The 15,302-nt window shown below is 52.6% G+C and carries 17 protein-coding genes; 4 read left to right on the top strand and 13 right to left on the bottom strand.

What is annotated here, in order from left to right:
• The first annotated feature begins 114 nt into the window (after nucleotides 1–114).
• The gene (locus tag DXY38_RS11925) at nucleotides 115–570 is read left to right on the top strand and encodes a hypothetical protein (RefSeq protein ID WP_006852442.1); all 456 of its coding nucleotides are present in this window, start codon (nucleotides 115–117) and stop codon (nucleotides 568–570) included.
• Between the two features lie 12 nt (nucleotides 571–582).
• Here the strand turns inward: DXY38_RS11925 and DXY38_RS11920 are convergent, their stop codons facing one another.
• Genes DXY38_RS11920 through DXY38_RS11905 form a run of 4 tightly spaced genes read right to left on the bottom strand, consistent with a single transcriptional unit; the run spans nucleotide 583 to nucleotide 2,525 of the window.
• Nucleotides 583–1,032, bottom strand: a complete 450-nt coding sequence (locus tag DXY38_RS11920; RefSeq protein WP_006852441.1) for a hypothetical protein — start codon at nucleotides 1,030–1,032, stop codon at nucleotides 583–585.
• Nucleotides 1,029–1,274, bottom strand: a complete 246-nt coding sequence (locus DXY38_RS11915) for a hypothetical protein (protein ID WP_006852440.1) — start codon at nucleotides 1,272–1,274, stop codon at nucleotides 1,029–1,031. The genes DXY38_RS11920 and DXY38_RS11915 overlap by 4 nt, the downstream gene beginning before the upstream one ends.
• Nucleotides 1,275–1,323: 49 nt before the next feature.
• Nucleotides 1,324–1,959 (bottom strand): DUF4335 domain-containing protein, encoded by a 636-nt coding sequence (locus DXY38_RS11910; RefSeq protein WP_006852439.1) that lies wholly within the window; start codon nucleotides 1,957–1,959, stop codon nucleotides 1,324–1,326.
• 8 nt (nucleotides 1,960–1,967) lie between these two features.
• Nucleotides 1,968–2,525 (bottom strand): DUF3038 domain-containing protein, encoded by a 558-nt coding sequence (locus DXY38_RS11905; protein WP_006852438.1) that lies wholly within the window; start codon nucleotides 2,523–2,525, stop codon nucleotides 1,968–1,970.
• A 576-nt stretch (nucleotides 2,526–3,101) separates the two neighbouring features.
• Between DXY38_RS11905 and DXY38_RS11900 the strand changes: the two genes are divergently transcribed.
• Nucleotides 3,102–3,620: an adenine phosphoribosyltransferase gene (locus tag DXY38_RS11900; protein WP_115071817.1), complete on the top strand. Its 519-nt coding sequence runs from the start codon at nucleotides 3,102–3,104 to the stop codon at nucleotides 3,618–3,620.
• Here DXY38_RS11900 and DXY38_RS11895 read toward each other — a convergent pair.
• Genes DXY38_RS11895 through dapB form a run of 5 tightly spaced genes read right to left on the bottom strand, consistent with a single transcriptional unit; the run spans nucleotide 3,611 to nucleotide 6,827 of the window.
• Nucleotides 3,611–3,823, bottom strand: coding sequence for a DUF2949 domain-containing protein (locus DXY38_RS11895; RefSeq protein ID WP_115071816.1), 213 nt, complete (start codon nucleotides 3,821–3,823; stop codon nucleotides 3,611–3,613). The two genes, DXY38_RS11900 and DXY38_RS11895, sit on opposite strands and share 10 nt — an antisense overlap.
• Before the next feature lie 19 nt (nucleotides 3,824–3,842).
• On the bottom strand, nucleotides 3,843–5,012 hold the full coding sequence (locus DXY38_RS11890) for an FAD-dependent monooxygenase (protein WP_115071815.1): 1,170 nt from the start codon (nucleotides 5,010–5,012) through the stop codon (nucleotides 3,843–3,845).
• Nucleotides 5,013–5,019: 7 nt separating this feature from the next.
• Nucleotides 5,020–5,271, bottom strand: coding sequence for a hypothetical protein (locus tag DXY38_RS11885; protein WP_006852434.1), 252 nt, complete (start codon nucleotides 5,269–5,271; stop codon nucleotides 5,020–5,022).
• 17 nt (nucleotides 5,272–5,288) lie between these two features.
• On the bottom strand, nucleotides 5,289–5,963 hold the full coding sequence (locus tag DXY38_RS11880) for a hypothetical protein (RefSeq protein WP_006852433.1): 675 nt from the start codon (nucleotides 5,961–5,963) through the stop codon (nucleotides 5,289–5,291).
• A 12-nt stretch (nucleotides 5,964–5,975) separates the two neighbouring features.
• On the bottom strand, nucleotides 5,976–6,827 hold the full coding sequence (dapB, locus tag DXY38_RS11875) for a 4-hydroxy-tetrahydrodipicolinate reductase (RefSeq protein ID WP_115071814.1): 852 nt from the start codon (nucleotides 6,825–6,827) through the stop codon (nucleotides 5,976–5,978).
• Nucleotides 6,828–6,945: 118 nt separating this feature from the next.
• Between dapB and DXY38_RS11870 the strand changes: the two genes are divergently transcribed.
• Nucleotides 6,946–10,959 carry a magnesium chelatase subunit H gene (locus tag DXY38_RS11870; protein ID WP_115071813.1) on the top strand — a complete coding sequence of 1,338 codons (4,014 nt, stop codon included), beginning with the start codon at nucleotides 6,946–6,948 and terminating at the stop codon, nucleotides 10,957–10,959.
• A 294-nt stretch (nucleotides 10,960–11,253) separates the two neighbouring features.
• Here the strand turns inward: DXY38_RS11870 and DXY38_RS11865 are convergent, their stop codons facing one another.
• Genes DXY38_RS11865 through DXY38_RS11850 form a run of 4 tightly spaced genes read right to left on the bottom strand, consistent with a single transcriptional unit; the run spans nucleotide 11,254 to nucleotide 13,509 of the window.
• Complete coding sequence (locus DXY38_RS11865; RefSeq protein WP_115071812.1) at nucleotides 11,254–11,655, bottom strand: thiol-disulfide oxidoreductase DCC family protein; 402 nt, start codon at nucleotides 11,653–11,655, stop codon at nucleotides 11,254–11,256.
• A 25-nt stretch (nucleotides 11,656–11,680) separates the two neighbouring features.
• A complete protein-coding gene (gene folP / locus DXY38_RS11860; protein WP_115071811.1) occupies nucleotides 11,681–12,514 on the bottom strand; it encodes a dihydropteroate synthase in 834 nt (277 codons plus the stop codon).
• A 5-nt stretch (nucleotides 12,515–12,519) separates the two neighbouring features.
• Entirely contained in the window at nucleotides 12,520–13,251 is a 732-nt protein-coding gene (gene tpiA / locus DXY38_RS11855) for a triose-phosphate isomerase (RefSeq protein WP_038013100.1), read from the bottom strand.
• Nucleotides 13,252–13,284: 33 nt separating this feature from the next.
• On the bottom strand, nucleotides 13,285–13,509 hold the full coding sequence (locus DXY38_RS11850) for an RNA-binding S4 domain-containing protein (protein WP_006852427.1): 225 nt from the start codon (nucleotides 13,507–13,509) through the stop codon (nucleotides 13,285–13,287).
• 15 nt (nucleotides 13,510–13,524) lie between these two features.
• Here DXY38_RS11850 and DXY38_RS11845 point away from each other — a divergent pair, with 15 nt between their 5' ends.
• Complete coding sequence (locus DXY38_RS11845) at nucleotides 13,525–15,264, top strand: ABC transporter ATP-binding protein (RefSeq protein WP_115071810.1); 1,740 nt, start codon at nucleotides 13,525–13,527, stop codon at nucleotides 15,262–15,264.
• The last annotated feature ends 38 nt before the right edge of the window (nucleotides 15,265–15,302 follow it).

Here is a 15,302-nt window from a genome sequence, read left to right as displayed (position 1 = left end):
ATCGTATGGAGCATCAAGCAAACTGTCGCGCCGAGGCGGACCATGTCACAGTTAATTGACGATCTGTCATCACTCAGACATCTCTTTACCAATCAGACTCCATAGTCTTCTGTCATGGAGAAAAGGGTCACTTTCACACTCGTTGCACTAGGGGCTGGTCTCCTGCTGGCAGATCTGGGTGTGCAAGCCAACCCTGTGCGTCATTACGGCACCCGAATGGAAGCGTTGTTCGTTCGGATGGATTCCAATCGTGATGGACGTCTGGAAAGGAAAGAAGTGAGCGGCCAGCCTTATCTCGAGCGACGGTTACAACGCCATCCAACCCGCAACTATTTGTTGATTGAGGACATCAGACCCTCGGCTACGCATCCAAGCGGGCTGCGCTTGCAACGACGCTTTCAACAAGCCGATCGAAATTTCGATGGCCAACTGGATCGCAAGGAGGTGGCATCTCTGCCCTGGCTTCAGCGAAATTTTGAAAGCCTGGACCGCAATGGTGACGGGGGCCTGACTTTGAACGAACTATGGATGATGCAGCGTTCACTCGCTCCTCGATCGAGGTCCCGTTGAGATACACCCGGATTAGCGTGATCTGCGCAGCCGGCGACGACGAGCCGAACGAGAGCTTTGTCTCGGAGCGTTGGAAGATTGAAGCGCTTGTCGACGAGCTGATGATTTGAAAACCACTGAGAACGTACGCACGAATCGAATCAAACCTGAGATCAGCGCCAACAGACCCAACACCAGTAGCGCAGCAATCAGAATCACTGCCGACAAACCCAATAACGCTTCCAGCAATTGACTGAGACCGCGAATTAAATCCGCAATCGCTTCACTCACAACAACAATTGCATCGACCTTTGTCGGCAACCAGCTCAAACCAGCGAGCAAACCAGTCCCAAGTAGGAGCAGCAAGACTGACTCCAAGAACATCCTCCAAATAGGCAAACGCTTGGAAGATCGTTTGCGTTGGCTAAACACCCGACGCTCTTTCGGCGTACGCGGGAGGCGAGTGATGTTCTTGGACCTCATGGCACTAACGACTCCTTCGCGCGACGCATCCAGCGCTCAAATTCAATGAGAACCAACTCATTGGGGCAGTTAATTAAACTGAGTTCTCCAACAGTGCAATCTCCATAACCACTGTGATGAAGTGTGAGTTGATAATCAGCACCACTCAAGCCACAAACCTCCGGATCGCTGCGTACAACCACATCCAGAGAAGCTCCAATCCTTGCGACACGCCGTCTCAGATCAGACCAACTGGGGGACATTGATAGACGAGCAATCAACGCCAATATATGGGCGAAAACCGAAACAGGGTCAACGGGCTGGATCGGCTTGTGAAGGATCGCTAACCGAGTCTGAACTGGGAGCCTCTACGGAGTCGGTTGGAGCCTTGGTCTCCTGCATGGGCAATGGAATCACCATGGCCATGACCCCAACCACAACCAGGGCCACTCCTCCAAAAACAGGTGCAGCTAAACGACGAACCAAGGGGACCCGCTCCACCAATTCACGACGACTCAAGGGATGGTTGACGACCTCAGGCCAAGAGATCGCCACGCGATCGTCAGCACGGAGTGCATCTAAGCAGCGCAAAAGATCGGCGAGATCAGCATCATCCAACTTGATTTCCAACGGGGGAACATCCGGCTGACTGCTCGTCAGTTCCAGTTGGTGACCACCCTCCACAGGGCGGATGCTCACTGGATGCTGCGACCATCCTTCAGCCCTGGAAACTCCGGAAATTTGATGGCGTGCATAGGGAAGCACAACAGCCATCAGGGCTTCAAGGTGATCGCGTTTCCCCTCCAGTTCAGGAGCACCGACCAATTGAAGACGCCAGGCAGACAGGATCCCAATCACGCTGTCGCCATGTCCAGCGGAGAAGTCAGGAAGTCCATCCACCTCAAGCCTGGACGCCGTTTGGTCGTAGCGATAAGAGAGTTTGAGCATCGAGATCATCAGGGTGTTGGGTCAAGAAGACTGGCCCGCAGGCGATCCACTCCACCAGGTCCGGCAGCCAGTGCCAGGGTCAAAACAAGCTGTCGTTGAATCGTCTGAGAATGGTCGGGGCTCAGCAAGCGTTGAACCGCACCCCGACGGAGATTGAAACGCTCAGCAATCAAATCTCTTAAGCGTTGGTCCACTAAGGCCCAGCGCTGTTTGCTGAGATCGGCCGGTTCACGACTCGACAGAAGTTGGTGAAGCATCGGATAAAGCCGATCAGCCATCGCGCAAAGCAGCCTGATGAGGGCCTCTGTTTCAGGCGACCCAAGCCTTCCACGACGGGTGGAGCGTCGAAGCGGGTTGTGGCATCGACGCTTCCACAGCTCAACCCGGTTAGGGAAAAGCGTTTCGAAGCCGAGTTGTTGGGTGGCCCAAAGCATGGCCTCGCCTCCGTTGAAGTCCAAGGACTCCACAGTGAGCAAAAGAAGATCGAGACGCTCCATCCCTCGACGGCCAAGAACCGCCGTTGGCAAAGACGCTTCTTGGGGAGAAGTGACTGGTGATTCAGTCATGGTTGGGTGGCGTACCAATTCGAGTCATACCGATTCGATTTCAATCAAATCAAGCTTGGATGCAGTGCTAACACACGATCAGAAAAGCCGTTATCAGCCCCCTCATCAGCAGCCAAAAACGTTTGGCCGTATGCAAGACAATCCAACTCTAAGGCTTGAAACAATCCTTTCAAGGGAATGGCGACAACAGCTGGAATTGACACAGGATCCAAGCCAAACAAGAAACGAGAGCGCTCAGCGAGCGGTCATTCTTAGCCGTAAACGCTATCAACCATGGCAAGACTAGCGGTATAAATTAAATACAAAACGAAAACATAGGCATAAAAACAACGTATCAGCAAGCGAAAGAAACACCCACGAAAAATACTTTAATCAATAGAGTCAAACACAAACACCAAAGGAAACGTTCGTGAGAACGAAAATGCAAATAGGAGTTAAGTTCAGATCGTTGCAACGTCATGATGGATTCACGCAAAGTGGATCAGAGCTAATGAGCTATTTGAGGGACAAGCGAGTTCATGCTCCTCCTAGGCAATATCTGCGATAATTCCTTGCAAGTTTCACCAGAAAGCGTCCTTGGATCTTCGCCACTACGTTCAAGATATTCCGGACTTTCCAAAACCAGGAATTCTCTTCCGAGACATATCCCCGATGTTGCGCGACCCCGTGGGCTGGGCCGAGGTCATGGTTCGTCTAGGAGCGCTCTGCGATTCGTTGAAACCAGACCTGATTGTGGGAATTGAAGCCCGAGGTTTCATCGTAGGAATGGGTCTAGCAACGCAAAAGAAACTGGGATTTGTTCCAGTGCGCAAACCAGGCAAACTTCCCGGCAAGGTCTACGGAATTGATTACGCCCTGGAATATGGAACGGATCGTCTCGAGATTCATGCAGATGCCATGCGAGACCAGCCGAGAGTTTTGATTGTTGATGACCTCTTAGCAACAGGAGGGACTGCCTCGGCAACAAGCGATTTAGTCAAAAAGGCAGGCGGTCAACTCGTTGGTTGCGCCTTCATTGTGGAACTCAGCGATTTAGAAGGACGCACACGTCTTCCCTCCGACATCCATGTTGAATCTCTGATTCACTACTCCTGAGCTTGCTGCCAGTCCAAAACGTCTTGGTATCCCTGCAAACTGATCAGTCCAAAACTCCAGAGAACCACCGGCAGGGGTGCCTGTTCCAATTCAGCTTGGCGAAGGCCAAGATTGATGGCACTGGCACTCAGCCCAAGCTTGCCCTGCAAGTAAGCGAGCAACGCAGCGGATGGCTTGGGTTGTGGGTCACTGCTAATGACCATCAATACCAATCAATTGCGCTCACTCTGGCAAGCTTTGCAAAAGCGTGCTTGGTCCATCCGACATCGCCTGCAGCGAAACACGACGAAACAAGGGAGAGTGCTTGAGCATGAACAGCCCAAAACGGCGGACGAGCAAAAGTGCTGACTGGCGGTTAGAAAACAAACGCACAAGAAGATCCGTCGCCAAACCGACCGTTAACAGATCAAAATAACGACGCCTGCTGTAAGCACCAGGCACAGTTTTTAAACCACGCCGTACACAAGAAGCAGACGTCATTAATTGCAGGAGAGTGTCCACATCTCGCCAACAAAGATTGAGTCCTTGCCCGCCCACAGGGTGACAGCGATGGCCAGATTCACCAACCAGAACAACATTTTCTCTATTCAGTTTTGGTGCAAAACTAATCTCTAGAGGAAAAGCAGCCGGTGAATCGAGCAAAGCATCAGGCTCGAGTCCCTGAGGAAGAATGGTACAAAGCTGATCCAAAAAAGCAGACGTTTCAAGACCTGCTAGCTGACGGCATCGATGAAGAGGCGCACTCCATACAACTTGGAAATCGGAATTCCCTAGAGGAAGAATAGCCAAAGGTCCTTCCGGCCTAAAACATTCAAAAGCGTATTCAGAATTAAGATCACGAAAACGAACTTTTGCGGTTAAACATCCCTGCGTATAGGTGTGGGACCACCACGGAAAGCTGAACTGTGATCGCGTAGGAGAACGGGGGCCATCAGCGGCGATCACCAAACCAAAAGAATCGAGAGATTTAGATGGTTGATGCGTCGTCTCACCAAGACGAAGCTTTATATGAGGTGAACTCTCAAGCCTGCTCATTAAGAGCTTCATCAAGGAACGATGATCCAAAATCCAACCAACAGATTGCGTTGATTGATTCGATGAATGAAGATCTAACTCTGTAAAATTTACAGATCGATTGACACCACGATCTTCGAGACGGAGCGTCTTAAAGGGTGATAAAAACGGAACTAACTCATTCCAAAATCCCAATCGCGTTAGGAGACGTCTTGAGGAGTGAGTTAGCGCGTAAGCCCTACTCCGAGAACAGATTTGTTCCGCAGTGAGGGGATCGAATAGATGAACTGAGTACCCGAAATTCGCAAGACCAATGGCCAACAAACTTCCAGTGGGACCGGCTCCATTGATCCGAATCGGAGCCAAAGAGCCGGTCATACCGTGATCAGCCGATTCCGAGCAGTCCACGGGTGAAGGATTCACCACCCATGGCCAGTTCAGTTGCAAGCAGGGCGATGAAGCCAAGCATGGCCATGCGACCGTTCAACTTTTCAGCGCGCTCATGGAAGCCCCAGCCACTCTCAACGTCCACAACTTCCATGCGTGGCTCTGTTGCGAATGCATTGAGACGGCCACCATCTTCGGTGGTCACTGTTGCGCCGCGGATGGTTGCAGCGTTTGTAGAGGCCTGAGTCATGGGGAACCTGCCGGTGTTTAAGAAGTGTAACCCATTTGTGAAGAAACTTTGCGCAAGCGCATGCGACAGAGGTCTTCAAACGCAGGGCGCAGCAGATATGGGTACTCACCGATCCACATCCGCAGGCCGGGAAGCCAAGCGTCCGTTAGGGCCCCCAACCTCGAAAAGTCGTTGCGATCACTCAGGACCACACAACGGATCACAACTCCGGAGCGGATCGAAGCATGTTGTTTGGTCATTGGAAAAGAGATCCGTCCGAGATAGCCGTCCTCATCAGCTAGCTCCAGCACCAGCCAGGTCCGTCGATTTTCAATCAATTCGAGCTGGCCGCGAGCATCAGCCTGCTCCCTTTGATTTTCAACCCGCTCCTGCCGATAGGTCTTAACGATCTCCCCTTCAAAAAGAGCGGCAGCTGGATAGCGACGTAAGACTGCATTTTTTCGACCAGCTTCGACAATCGGTCCCCACAAGATGTAGAGGAGAAACACAACACCAATCACCAGCAAGATCGAGCCCCAACGACTAGATAGCTGGCTCTGACTGATCAAGAGAGTGATCACTCCCCCAATCGTGGCAATCAGCAAACGCTGCAGAATTTTTCGAGGATTGCCAAGGGCAGATCTGAATTGCTGGCCCGTAGCAACAGCAGGAATCAACCGATACAACTCACCGGGACGAAGCGGAATCAACATCGTTCCAACCCCTTAAAGAAGACGCTCAAGGCCGTAGACCAGGGCTTGAAGATGCCGCACTTTGCGGACGCAAAGCAAAACGCCTGGCATGTAGGCAGCCCGATCAATCGTGTCGTGGCGAAGGGTGTAGGTCTCACCTGGGGAGCCAAACATCACTTCCTGATGGGCCACCAGGCCAGGCAATCGCAAAGAGTGCAATCGCAGCCCACTCGGACGCTGCCCACCACGGCTACCAGCAAGGGATTCATGCTCATCCACTTCTGATTCGTTGAACTGTTTGCCCAACTCCTCCATGAGTTCGGCTGTTTTGATGCAGGTTCCACTAGGAGCATCGGCTTTGCGGTTGTGATGCAGCTCGGTCAGCTCGGCGTGGTCATAAAACCGCGCAGCAGCAGCAGCGGCCTGCTGAAGCAGCACCATCCCCACAGAGAAGTTGGGAATCACAGCTCCACCCACGGATGCTTTGTCGGAAAAGGATTGGAGGTCATCAAGTTGAGCCGGTGACAACCCCGTGGTCCCGATCACGGGGTGCACTCCGTAGGCAATCGCAGCCCTGGTATTGGCATAAACCACAGAAGGATGGGTGAAATCCACCATGACGGCTCCTTGCCCAGGACCTGCATCACGAACCGCCTGACTTGCAGAGCACAAACAGCCCTCTAGATCAGCAGTAACAGCCACCTCAAGGGCAGAAAGCCCCAGTAATTCGCCCACGTCTTGCCCTTCTTTACCAGGTGTGTTGTCCACGGCACCCACTAAATGGCAATCCGGAGCCATCTGCACAGCTCGAATCACTTCTGCACCCATTCGACCCAGCGCACCGGTCACCACTACGGGTATCGAGCCGGTCTGGATGTCGCTCATGAACGTGTTGCAGATGGACTCAGCCTATGGGGCCAGGCGCGGATGTAACACGAAATGCCGATCTCAAGCAGAGCGACTCTCACACCCGTAAGCTTCGTTACATTGCTCAGAAGTGCTGATGTTTACGCAGGTCCGTTCCGCTGATCGTCGGATTGTTCCTGCTGAGAACAACAATCACCATTCGGTCATGAAGGCCGTCTACGTCGTTCTTGAACCGCAATATCAGAGTGCGTTAACGCAGGCAGCCATCAGCCTTAATGCTCAAGACGGTCCGATTGGCATCGAACTGTGCGGTTATCTCATCGAGGAACTTCGTGATGAGCTCAACTATGCAGATTTTCAAAAAGACATCGCTGAAACGGATGTCTTTATTGGATCCCTGATCTTCATTGAAGATCTTGCACAAAAAGTTGTTGATGCTGTCAGTCCGCACCGCGATCGATTGAAGGCCGCAGTCGTCTTCCCTTCGATGCCAGAAGTGATGCGTCTCAACAAGCTTGGCAGCTTCTCGATGGCGCAGCTCGGCCAGAGCAAGAGCGCGATTGCCGGCTTCATGAAAAAGCGAAAGGAAGCTGGTGGCGCAGGGTTTCAAGACGCCATGCTCAAACTTTTAAACACCCTTCCAACGGTGCTCAAATATTTGCCTGTCGAGAAAGCGCAAGACGCCCGCAGCTTCATGCTCAGTTTTCAATATTGGTTGGGTGGCACTCCAGATAATCTGCGCAATTTTCTGCTGATGCTGGCTGATAAATATGTTTTTCCTGCATCAGAAAGTGATGATCGTCCTGATTTAGCCGTTGCAGATCCCGAAGTCTTTCCTGATCTAGGTATTTGGCATCCACTCGCACCTCAAATGTTTGAGGACTTGAAGGAATATTTGAATTGGACGGCCAGTCGCCCAGATCTCAACGAAAAAGCCCGTAAGGGGCCCGTGATTGGCCTTGTGCTTCAGCGCAGTCACATCGTGACGGGAGACGATGCCCATTACGTAGCCACCATCCAAGAACTTGAATTCCGTGGTGCTCGCGTGATTCCGATCTTCTGCGGAGGTCTTGATTTCTCAAAGCCGGTCAATGCGTTCTTCTACGACCCGCTCAATTCAGATCAGGCTTTGGTCGACAGCATCGTTTCGCTGACAGGCTTTGCCTTGGTTGGCGGTCCAGCGCGTCAGGATCACCCGAAGGCTGTGGAGTCACTCAAAAAGCTCAACAGGCCCTACATGGTGGCCCTGCCATTGGTCTTTCAAACCACCCAGGAATGGGAGAAAAGTGATCTAGGTCTTCATCCAGTACAAGTTGCACTGCAAATCGCGATTCCCGAATTAGATGGGGCCATCGAACCGATTGTTTTATCTGGTCGTGATGACGCCACTGGCAAGGCCCACACCCTTCAAGATCGCGTCGATGCCATTGCGGAGAGGGCAATCCGATGGTCGTCCCTACGGCTCAAACCACGGGCAGAAAAAAAGTTAGCGATCACTGTTTTCAGCTTTCCCCCTGACAAAGGAAATGTGGGAACGGCCGCCTATCTGAACGTTTTCGATTCCATTCACAGGGTTCTTCAAGAGATGAAGGCCAAGGGATACGACGTGCAGGACATGCCGCGTGATGCCAAGGCACTCATGGAAACAGTCATCAACGATCCAGAAGCCCTTCAAGGCTCACCAGAACTCTCGATCGCCCATCGCATGAGCGTTGAAGAGTATGAACGACTCACTCCCTATTCCGAACGCTTAGAGGAAAACTGGGGAAAACCACCAGGCAATTTAAACAGTGACGGACAGAATTTATTGATTTATGGACGTCATTTTGGAAATATTTTTGTAGGGGTACAACCAACGTTTGGTTATGAAGGCGATCCCATGCGCCTTCTCTATTCCCGCAGCGCAAGTCCCCACCATGGATTCGCGGCCTATTACACCTATTTAGAGAAAGTTTGGGGAGCAGATGCCGTGCTCCATTTCGGAACCCATGGATCCCTTGAATTTATGCCCGGCAAGCAAATGGGTATGAGTGAAACCTGTTATCCAGACTCCCTCATCGGAGCCTTGCCCAATCTCTATTACTACGCAGCAAATAATCCATCTGAAGCAACGATCGCTAAGCGGCGGGGATATGCGTCCACGATTAGTTACCTCACACCACCAGCAGAAAATGCTGGCCTCTACAAAGGATTAAAGGAGCTGGGTGAGTTGGTGGGTTCCTATCAACAACTGAGGGAAAGCGGTCGAGGAGTTCAGATCGTGAATGCAATCGTGGAAACCGCTCGCCTTTGCAATCTTGATAAAGACGTCACCCTTCCAGACGATGATTCCTCTGATCTAACGCTTGAAGATCGCGACGCCATTGTTGGGGCCATCTACCGCCAATTGATGGAAATTGAGAGTCGCCTGCTTCCATGCGGCCTCCATACCATCGGTAAGCCGCCCACAGCAGAAGAAGCGATTGCAACGCTGGTGAGCATTGCCGCCTTGGAGCGTGAAGAAGAAGGCCTTCGTTCTCTTCCTGGGCTGCTCGCAGAATCGATCGGCCGCAAGATTGAAGACATCTATCGAGGCAACGACGATGGTGTGCTTGAAGATGTGGAGCTCAATCGCACGATCACAGAAGTCTCACGCGCTGCTGTGGGTTCTATGGTGCGATCGCTCACGGGGGGTGATGGTCGCGTCAACATGCGCGAAAACTTCGGTTGGCTGCTGGATCTGATCTCTCGCTTTGGATTCAAACTGCCATCGCCTTGGTTCCGAGCCTGTTCAGCTGGTGGCTTTACAAGCATCGACAACACGGCGCTGGACACCCTGTTTACCTATTTGCGTTTCTGCCTCCAACAAATCTGCGCAGACATGGAAATGGAGAGCCTCTTAAGGGCTCTTGATGGGGAATACGTTCTCCCAGGACCTGGTGGAGACCCAATCAGGAATCCAGGCGTACTGCCCAGTGGCAAAAACATTCACGCTCTGGATCCTCAAGCGATTCCAACCAGAGCAGCTGTTGCTGCAGCCAAAGTTGTTGTCGACAAATTGATCGAACGCCAGAGAGCAGAACAAGGCGATTGGCCTGAAACCATCGCTTGCGTGCTCTGGGGAACAGACAACATCAAAACCTACGGGGAATCTCTCGCACAGATCCTTTGGTTCATCGGAGTTCGCCCCGTTCCAGACTCCTTAGGCAGGGTTAACAAGCTAGAGCTCATTCCCCTGGAAGAACTGGGCCGACCAAGGATTGATGTTGTGGTGAATTGTTCGGGCGTGTTCCGAGATTTATTTATCAATCAGATGGCCCTGATTGATCAAGGCGTGAAGATGGCTGCGGAATCTGATGAAGCCATTGAACAAAACTTTGTTCGAAAACATGCCCTTGAACAAGCTGAAAAAGAAGGAACAACCCTTCGCGATGCTGCCTGCCGTGTGTTTTCTAATGCGAGCGGCAGTTACAGCTCAAATGTAAACCTCGCCGTTGAAAACAGTAGTTGGGAAGAGGAAGGAGAACTGCAGGAGATGTATCTCTCCCGCAAAACATTTGCGTTTAATGCCGACAACCCCGGCGAAATGGATCAAAAGCGCGACGTCTTCGAATCAGTCATGAAGACAGCAGACGTGACATTCCAAAATCTCGACTCCGCTGAGATCTCGCTCACCGATGTAAGCCATTACTTCGACAGCGACCCCACCAAGCTGATTCAGGGGCTACGCGATGATGGGAAAACACCCACGAGCTACATCGCCGACACGACCACGGCGAATGCTCAGGTTCGCTCCTTAAGCGAAACCATTCGCCTTGACTCGCGCACCAAATTACTGAACCCGAAGTGGTACGAAGGGATGCTTGATTCGGGTTATGAAGGCGTGCGTGAAGTAGCCAAACGACTCAACTTCACGCTCGGGTGGAGTGCGACTAGCGGGTCTGTTGACAACTTTGTGTACGAAGAAGCGAATGAAACATTCATCAACGATCCAGAAATGCGCAAACGCTTACTGGAACTCAACCCTCATAGCTTCAGGCGTATTGTTGGGACCCTACTAGAAGTAAATGGCCGTGGATACTGGGAAACATCTGACGAAAACATCCAGCAACTTCAGGAGCTTTATCAAGAGGTTGAGGATCGAATCGAAGGAGTCACATCAGAGGGGTAATTTTTCCTCTTCCATCTCATAAATAAATCCCGGAAGCATATAAGCGCTTTAAAAAAATAGCCGCCAAAAGCCATTAACAATGCGTATTTGCAGTCTTTTATTGACCATGCGATAGAAGCTTATCTCCGATTCAAGGACTCACGAATACAAGCCAACAGAAGAACTTCTTAAATAAGAGCTTGATAAGATCAAAGCATTCAAAAAAAACAAACTTGCTTTTTAGGGATTCGATAACGAAGCAGAAGAGGCGATTATCATGCAATTAGAAAACTTTTCGTCGCGAAATCCCCTGAATCAAGAAGCATTCTGCTTGCAATTGCATAGTTCATTCAGGCTTGCGCGTCCTGTCATGCGCAAACGCTGCGAGGCCCAAAGTGCATAGATGCGATCGATCAAAGATCCAATCAGAGGCCATTGGGTCGGGGCATAGATCCAACCAAGTCCAACGCAGCGATAGGCCTCTCGGAACACAGCCACATCCTGAAGAATCTCTCCATCAGCACGGATGGCATGAATGCGTGCCATCGCTTCTCGGTAACTAATTCCCTTCCATTGGGCAGGGTCGTAGGCGTCTTGATCGATGTCGATAAAAGCGAGCCTTCCATGCAAATCGCGGCGTTTCAGAAACTTGACTTCTCGCAGACACAGCGGACAAGCACCGTCATACAAAAGAGTGAGACTCGTTTCACTCATCATCGCCACATGGAAATCGAACGCTGTTCTAGCGATCTGAACGAATGGCTGAGGCCATGGTCACCACTTGATGAATAGGTCCTACCTCGTGCACACGTAGGACGGCAACGCCAGCCTCCACTGCCCTGGCACAGACGGCAGCCGTCCCCCAAAGACGGGCACGAGCTCTTGGTTCATCGAGCACAGCTCCGATAAAACGTTTTCGAGAGGGACCCAGCAAAAGGGGAATCCCTTCAGCCACAAGGGTCTCGAGCTGCTGCAACAGGGTGAGATTTTGTGCGGTTGTTTTCGCAAAACCAAGGCCTGGATCCCAAAGCAACTGGTCACGATTCACACCGGCCTCAAGAGCACATGTTGTTGCTGCTCGTAATTCTTCCAAAACCGTTTGGACAACACCCTGTTCTCCATAGTCCGTGCAGCGATCCATCGTTTGGCTCGTGCCGCGACTGTGCATCAGCACAAATGGGCAGCCCGCACGAGCGATCAGCGGAAACATCCCTGAATCACGGCGTCCACCGCTCACATCGTTAATCCAATCAGCGCCAGCCTCCAGCGCCTGGTTGGCGACCCCGGCAAGAAAGGTATCAACGGAGATCAACACCTTGGGGTAAGCGGCACGAATGGCCTTCAGCGTTGGCAACAGGCGCTTGAGCTCCTCATCCGCTCCCACTTCAGTCGCATTCGGCCTGGTGCTTTGCGCACCTAGATCCAAACAATCAGCCCCTGAGGCAACCTGACGCGCCGCCTCAGCTAAGGCCCGATCGAGCTGATTGAACTGACCACCATCGCTAAAGGAATCGGGAGTGAGGTTGATCACTCCCATCACGGCAGGGCGCGTGCCCCAATCCTTCGGCCAGCGCATCGACGTCAGCTTTTCACGTAGTTCGCGATCCGCCCAAAGCCTTCAGGGTCCAGAGAGGCACCGCCAACCAACACCCCATCGATATCACTCATTCCCATCAACTGGTCGATGTTGCCTGGTTTCACCGAGCCCCCGTATTGAATGATCAAATCTGGTGAACCCACCCAACTACGAATCAATCCGCAGATGCGATTGGCTTCACTCGCTTCACAGGTTTTGCCCGTACCAATCGCCCAGATCGGCTCGTAGGCCACCACCAGCTGGCTGGGGTCCAGTCCTTCTAAGCCCTGTTCAACCTGACGACGAATGACCCGCTCAGCCTCTCCTCGGCTGCGCTGCTCGTCGCTTTCCCCAACGCAAACAATCGGAATCAAGCCATTGGTTTGAGCCGATCGCGCCCGGTGGTTGATCTGTTCGTCACTCTCGCTGAAGTACTTGCGAGGTTCGCTGTGACCAACGATCGCGTATTCAACGTTGTGCTCCTTGAGCATGCTCGGAGAGATCTCAGCGGTGTACGCGCCCTCTCCCTCCCAGTGCACGTTCTGGCTAGATAATTCAAGGCGCGTTCCTTGGCTCAGCTCAGCGAGCGTGCTGATCGCCGTAAAGGGTGGAGCCACCACCAGATGTCGGTCATCGGGCAGCTCTGCAATGAGAGGGAGAAACGTGCCCATCCAGGCCCTGGCTTGCGCACAGGTCATGTGCATTTTCCAGTTGCCAGCAATCACCGGTTTGCGCACGCTTCCGTCCTCTGCAGCTCAGCAGCTGACAACTTACGGCCCTGCCTGAAGAGAATCCGAAACTTCGGCAGAGTCGACACCCATTTGGACGCGATCGCCGGCTTTCAGTTGACGGCCACGCCGCTGCTCAAGGTCGCCATTGACGAACACATCACCCCCCTGAATCCGCAGCTTGGCTTCTCCACCCGTCGCCACCCAGCCCATCCATTTAAGGAATTGATCAAGTCTCATTCCTGCACCAGTCAGTCCAATCGCCATTGATAGTCTGACTTGATGCTGAAGCCATCAGAAGCGGGATTCCGCAGGTTGATTCCACTGCTGCGACCTCACAGGCGGCTCCTGGCGATCGGCACTCTTTGCATGCTGGTTTTTGTCAGCAGCCAGTTGGTGTTGATGCGACTGATGGGCCGACTCTTGCCCGATGTGGGCTCGGGTGATTTGCAAAGAATCCTGCCGGTCATTGGCCTGGTTCTGTTGGTCTTCGCGATCCAAAAGCTCGCACAATTTGGCCAAGACTCCCTGCTTGCAGGTCCTGCTCTGCAAGTCAGCCAGTCGCTGAGACGAGATCTGTTTCAAAGGCTTCAGAAGGTGCAGCTCGGTGCCTTGGAAAAAATGTCGTCAGGTGATCTCACCTATCGGCTCACCGAAGATGCCGATCGTGTGAGCGAGGTGATTTACAAAACCCTCCACGACAGCATCCCAAGCGCACTGCAGTTAGTGGCCGTTCTTGGCTACATGCTTTGGCTTGACTGGAAATTAACCCTCGCAATCCTGCTACTCGCACCCTTCGTTGCCTGGCTGATCAGCCTGTTTGGAGCGAGGGTGATGGTCGCCACAGAACGAAGCCAAAAAAAGGTGAGTGAGCTGGCAGGTCTGCTGGGAGAAGCCATCGAAGGGCTACCACTGGTACGCGCGTTTGCCGCAGAACCCTGGCTAGAGAGTCGTTTTGAAGATGAAATCGATCAGCACCGCCAAGCTCGGTACAACACCTATCGCCTGGTGGCGCTTCAACATCCCGTGGTCGGGATCATTGAAGTCCTGGGTTTCGCCACCGTCCTGGTCTTAGCCGCGATCAGGATCAGTAGCGGCGACCTTGCCGTCCCTGAGTTGATCAGTTATCTCACCGGCCTGGTCCTGCTAATCGATCCGATCGCCCATGTCACAGCGAATTACAACGAATTTCAGCAGGGACAATCCTCTCTGCGCCGTCTGCGTGAAATCGAGAAGGAGCCTTCGGAACCCGCCGATCCCGTCCCGTCGCTTCCGCTTGGTCGCTTGCGGGGAGATTTGAACTTCCATGAAGTTGAGTTCGCCTACACCCCAGGACAACCAGTTCTTCAAAACTTCAATCTCTCCATCAAGGCCGGACAAGTTGTGGCCCTCGTGGGACCGTCGGGGGCTGGTAAGACCACACTTTTTTCTCTGCTCCTTCGCTTTAATCGCGTCAACAAAGGACAGCTCCTTTTTGATGACAAGGATCTGAGCCAGGTCAGCGCGCGCGACCTGAGACAACAAGTCGCTCTTGTGCCTCAACGCAGCAGCGTCTTTTCAGGAACGATCGCGGAAGCGATTCGATTTGGTCGACAGGCCACGCAGGAACAGCTCCATCAAGCCGCAAATCTCGCGAACGCCCACGATTTCATCATCCGTCTCCCAGACGGCTACAACACCCGACTGCAGGAGCGCGGCACCAACGTTTCCGGCGGACAGCTCCAGCGCATTGCCATTGCCAGAGCTGTGCTGGGAAATCCCGCCGTGATGTTGTTGGATGAAGCCACAAGTGCGCTCGATGCCGAGGCGGAGGCCGCAGTTCAACTTGGACTCAAGCAAGCCATGCTGGGCCGAACTGTGATTGTGATTGCCCATCGTCTGGCCACCGTTCAGGAAGCCGACTTGATTGTTGTCTTAGAGCATGGTCGCATTAGCCAACAGGGCAGCCACGACGCTCTGATGAGCCAGGGCGGCAGATATCGAGAACTCTGCGAAAGGCAATTCATCCGCGTTAACGAATGAATGGTTTCAAGTAACGCACCAGCCAATAAGATTCACCC

The organism is Synechococcus sp. UW179B (assembly GCF_900474245.1).
Lineage (GTDB): Bacteria > Cyanobacteriota > Cyanobacteriia > PCC-6307 > Cyanobiaceae > Synechococcus_C.
The sequence above is the reverse complement of the archived record's forward strand: the minus strand, read 5'-3'. Positions and strand labels throughout refer to the sequence as shown.

Excerpts from the sequence above, each read along its gene's own strand:
- dapB (WP_115071814.1), bottom strand. The coding sequence starts at position 6,827 with ATGAGCGACATCCAGACCGGCTCGATACCCGTAGTGGTGACCGGTGCG.
- folP (WP_115071811.1), bottom strand. The coding sequence starts at position 12,514 with ATGCGCTGGCCGAAGGATTGGGGCACGCGCCCTGCCGTGATGGGAGTG.
- DXY38_RS11865 (WP_115071812.1), bottom strand. The coding sequence starts at position 11,655 with ATGATGAGTGAAACGAGTCTCACTCTTTTGTATGACGGTGCTTGTCCG.
- DXY38_RS11850 (WP_006852427.1), bottom strand. The coding sequence starts at position 13,509 with ATGGCGATTGGACTGACTGGTGCAGGAATGAGACTTGATCAATTCCTT.
- DXY38_RS11870 (WP_115071813.1), top strand. The coding sequence starts at position 6,946 with ATGTTTACGCAGGTCCGTTCCGCTGATCGTCGGATTGTTCCTGCTGAG.
- DXY38_RS11845 (WP_115071810.1), top strand. The coding sequence starts at position 13,525 with ATGCTGAAGCCATCAGAAGCGGGATTCCGCAGGTTGATTCCACTGCTG.
- DXY38_RS11925 (WP_006852442.1), top strand. The coding sequence starts at position 115 with ATGGAGAAAAGGGTCACTTTCACACTCGTTGCACTAGGGGCTGGTCTC.
- DXY38_RS11890 (WP_115071815.1), bottom strand. The coding sequence starts at position 5,012 with ATGACCGGCTCTTTGGCTCCGATTCGGATCAATGGAGCCGGTCCCACT.
- DXY38_RS11910 (WP_006852439.1), bottom strand. The coding sequence starts at position 1,959 with ATGCTCAAACTCTCTTATCGCTACGACCAAACGGCGTCCAGGCTTGAG.
- DXY38_RS11920 (WP_006852441.1), bottom strand. The coding sequence starts at position 1,032 with ATGAGGTCCAAGAACATCACTCGCCTCCCGCGTACGCCGAAAGAGCGT.
- DXY38_RS11915 (WP_006852440.1), bottom strand. The coding sequence starts at position 1,274 with ATGTCCCCCAGTTGGTCTGATCTGAGACGGCGTGTCGCAAGGATTGGA.
- DXY38_RS11880 (WP_006852433.1), bottom strand. The coding sequence starts at position 5,963 with ATGTTGATTCCGCTTCGTCCCGGTGAGTTGTATCGGTTGATTCCTGCT.
- DXY38_RS11905 (WP_006852438.1), bottom strand. The coding sequence starts at position 2,525 with ATGACTGAATCACCAGTCACTTCTCCCCAAGAAGCGTCTTTGCCAACG.
- DXY38_RS11895 (WP_115071816.1), bottom strand. The coding sequence starts at position 3,823 with ATGGTCATTAGCAGTGACCCACAACCCAAGCCATCCGCTGCGTTGCTC.
- DXY38_RS11885 (WP_006852434.1), bottom strand. The coding sequence starts at position 5,271 with ATGACTCAGGCCTCTACAAACGCTGCAACCATCCGCGGCGCAACAGTG.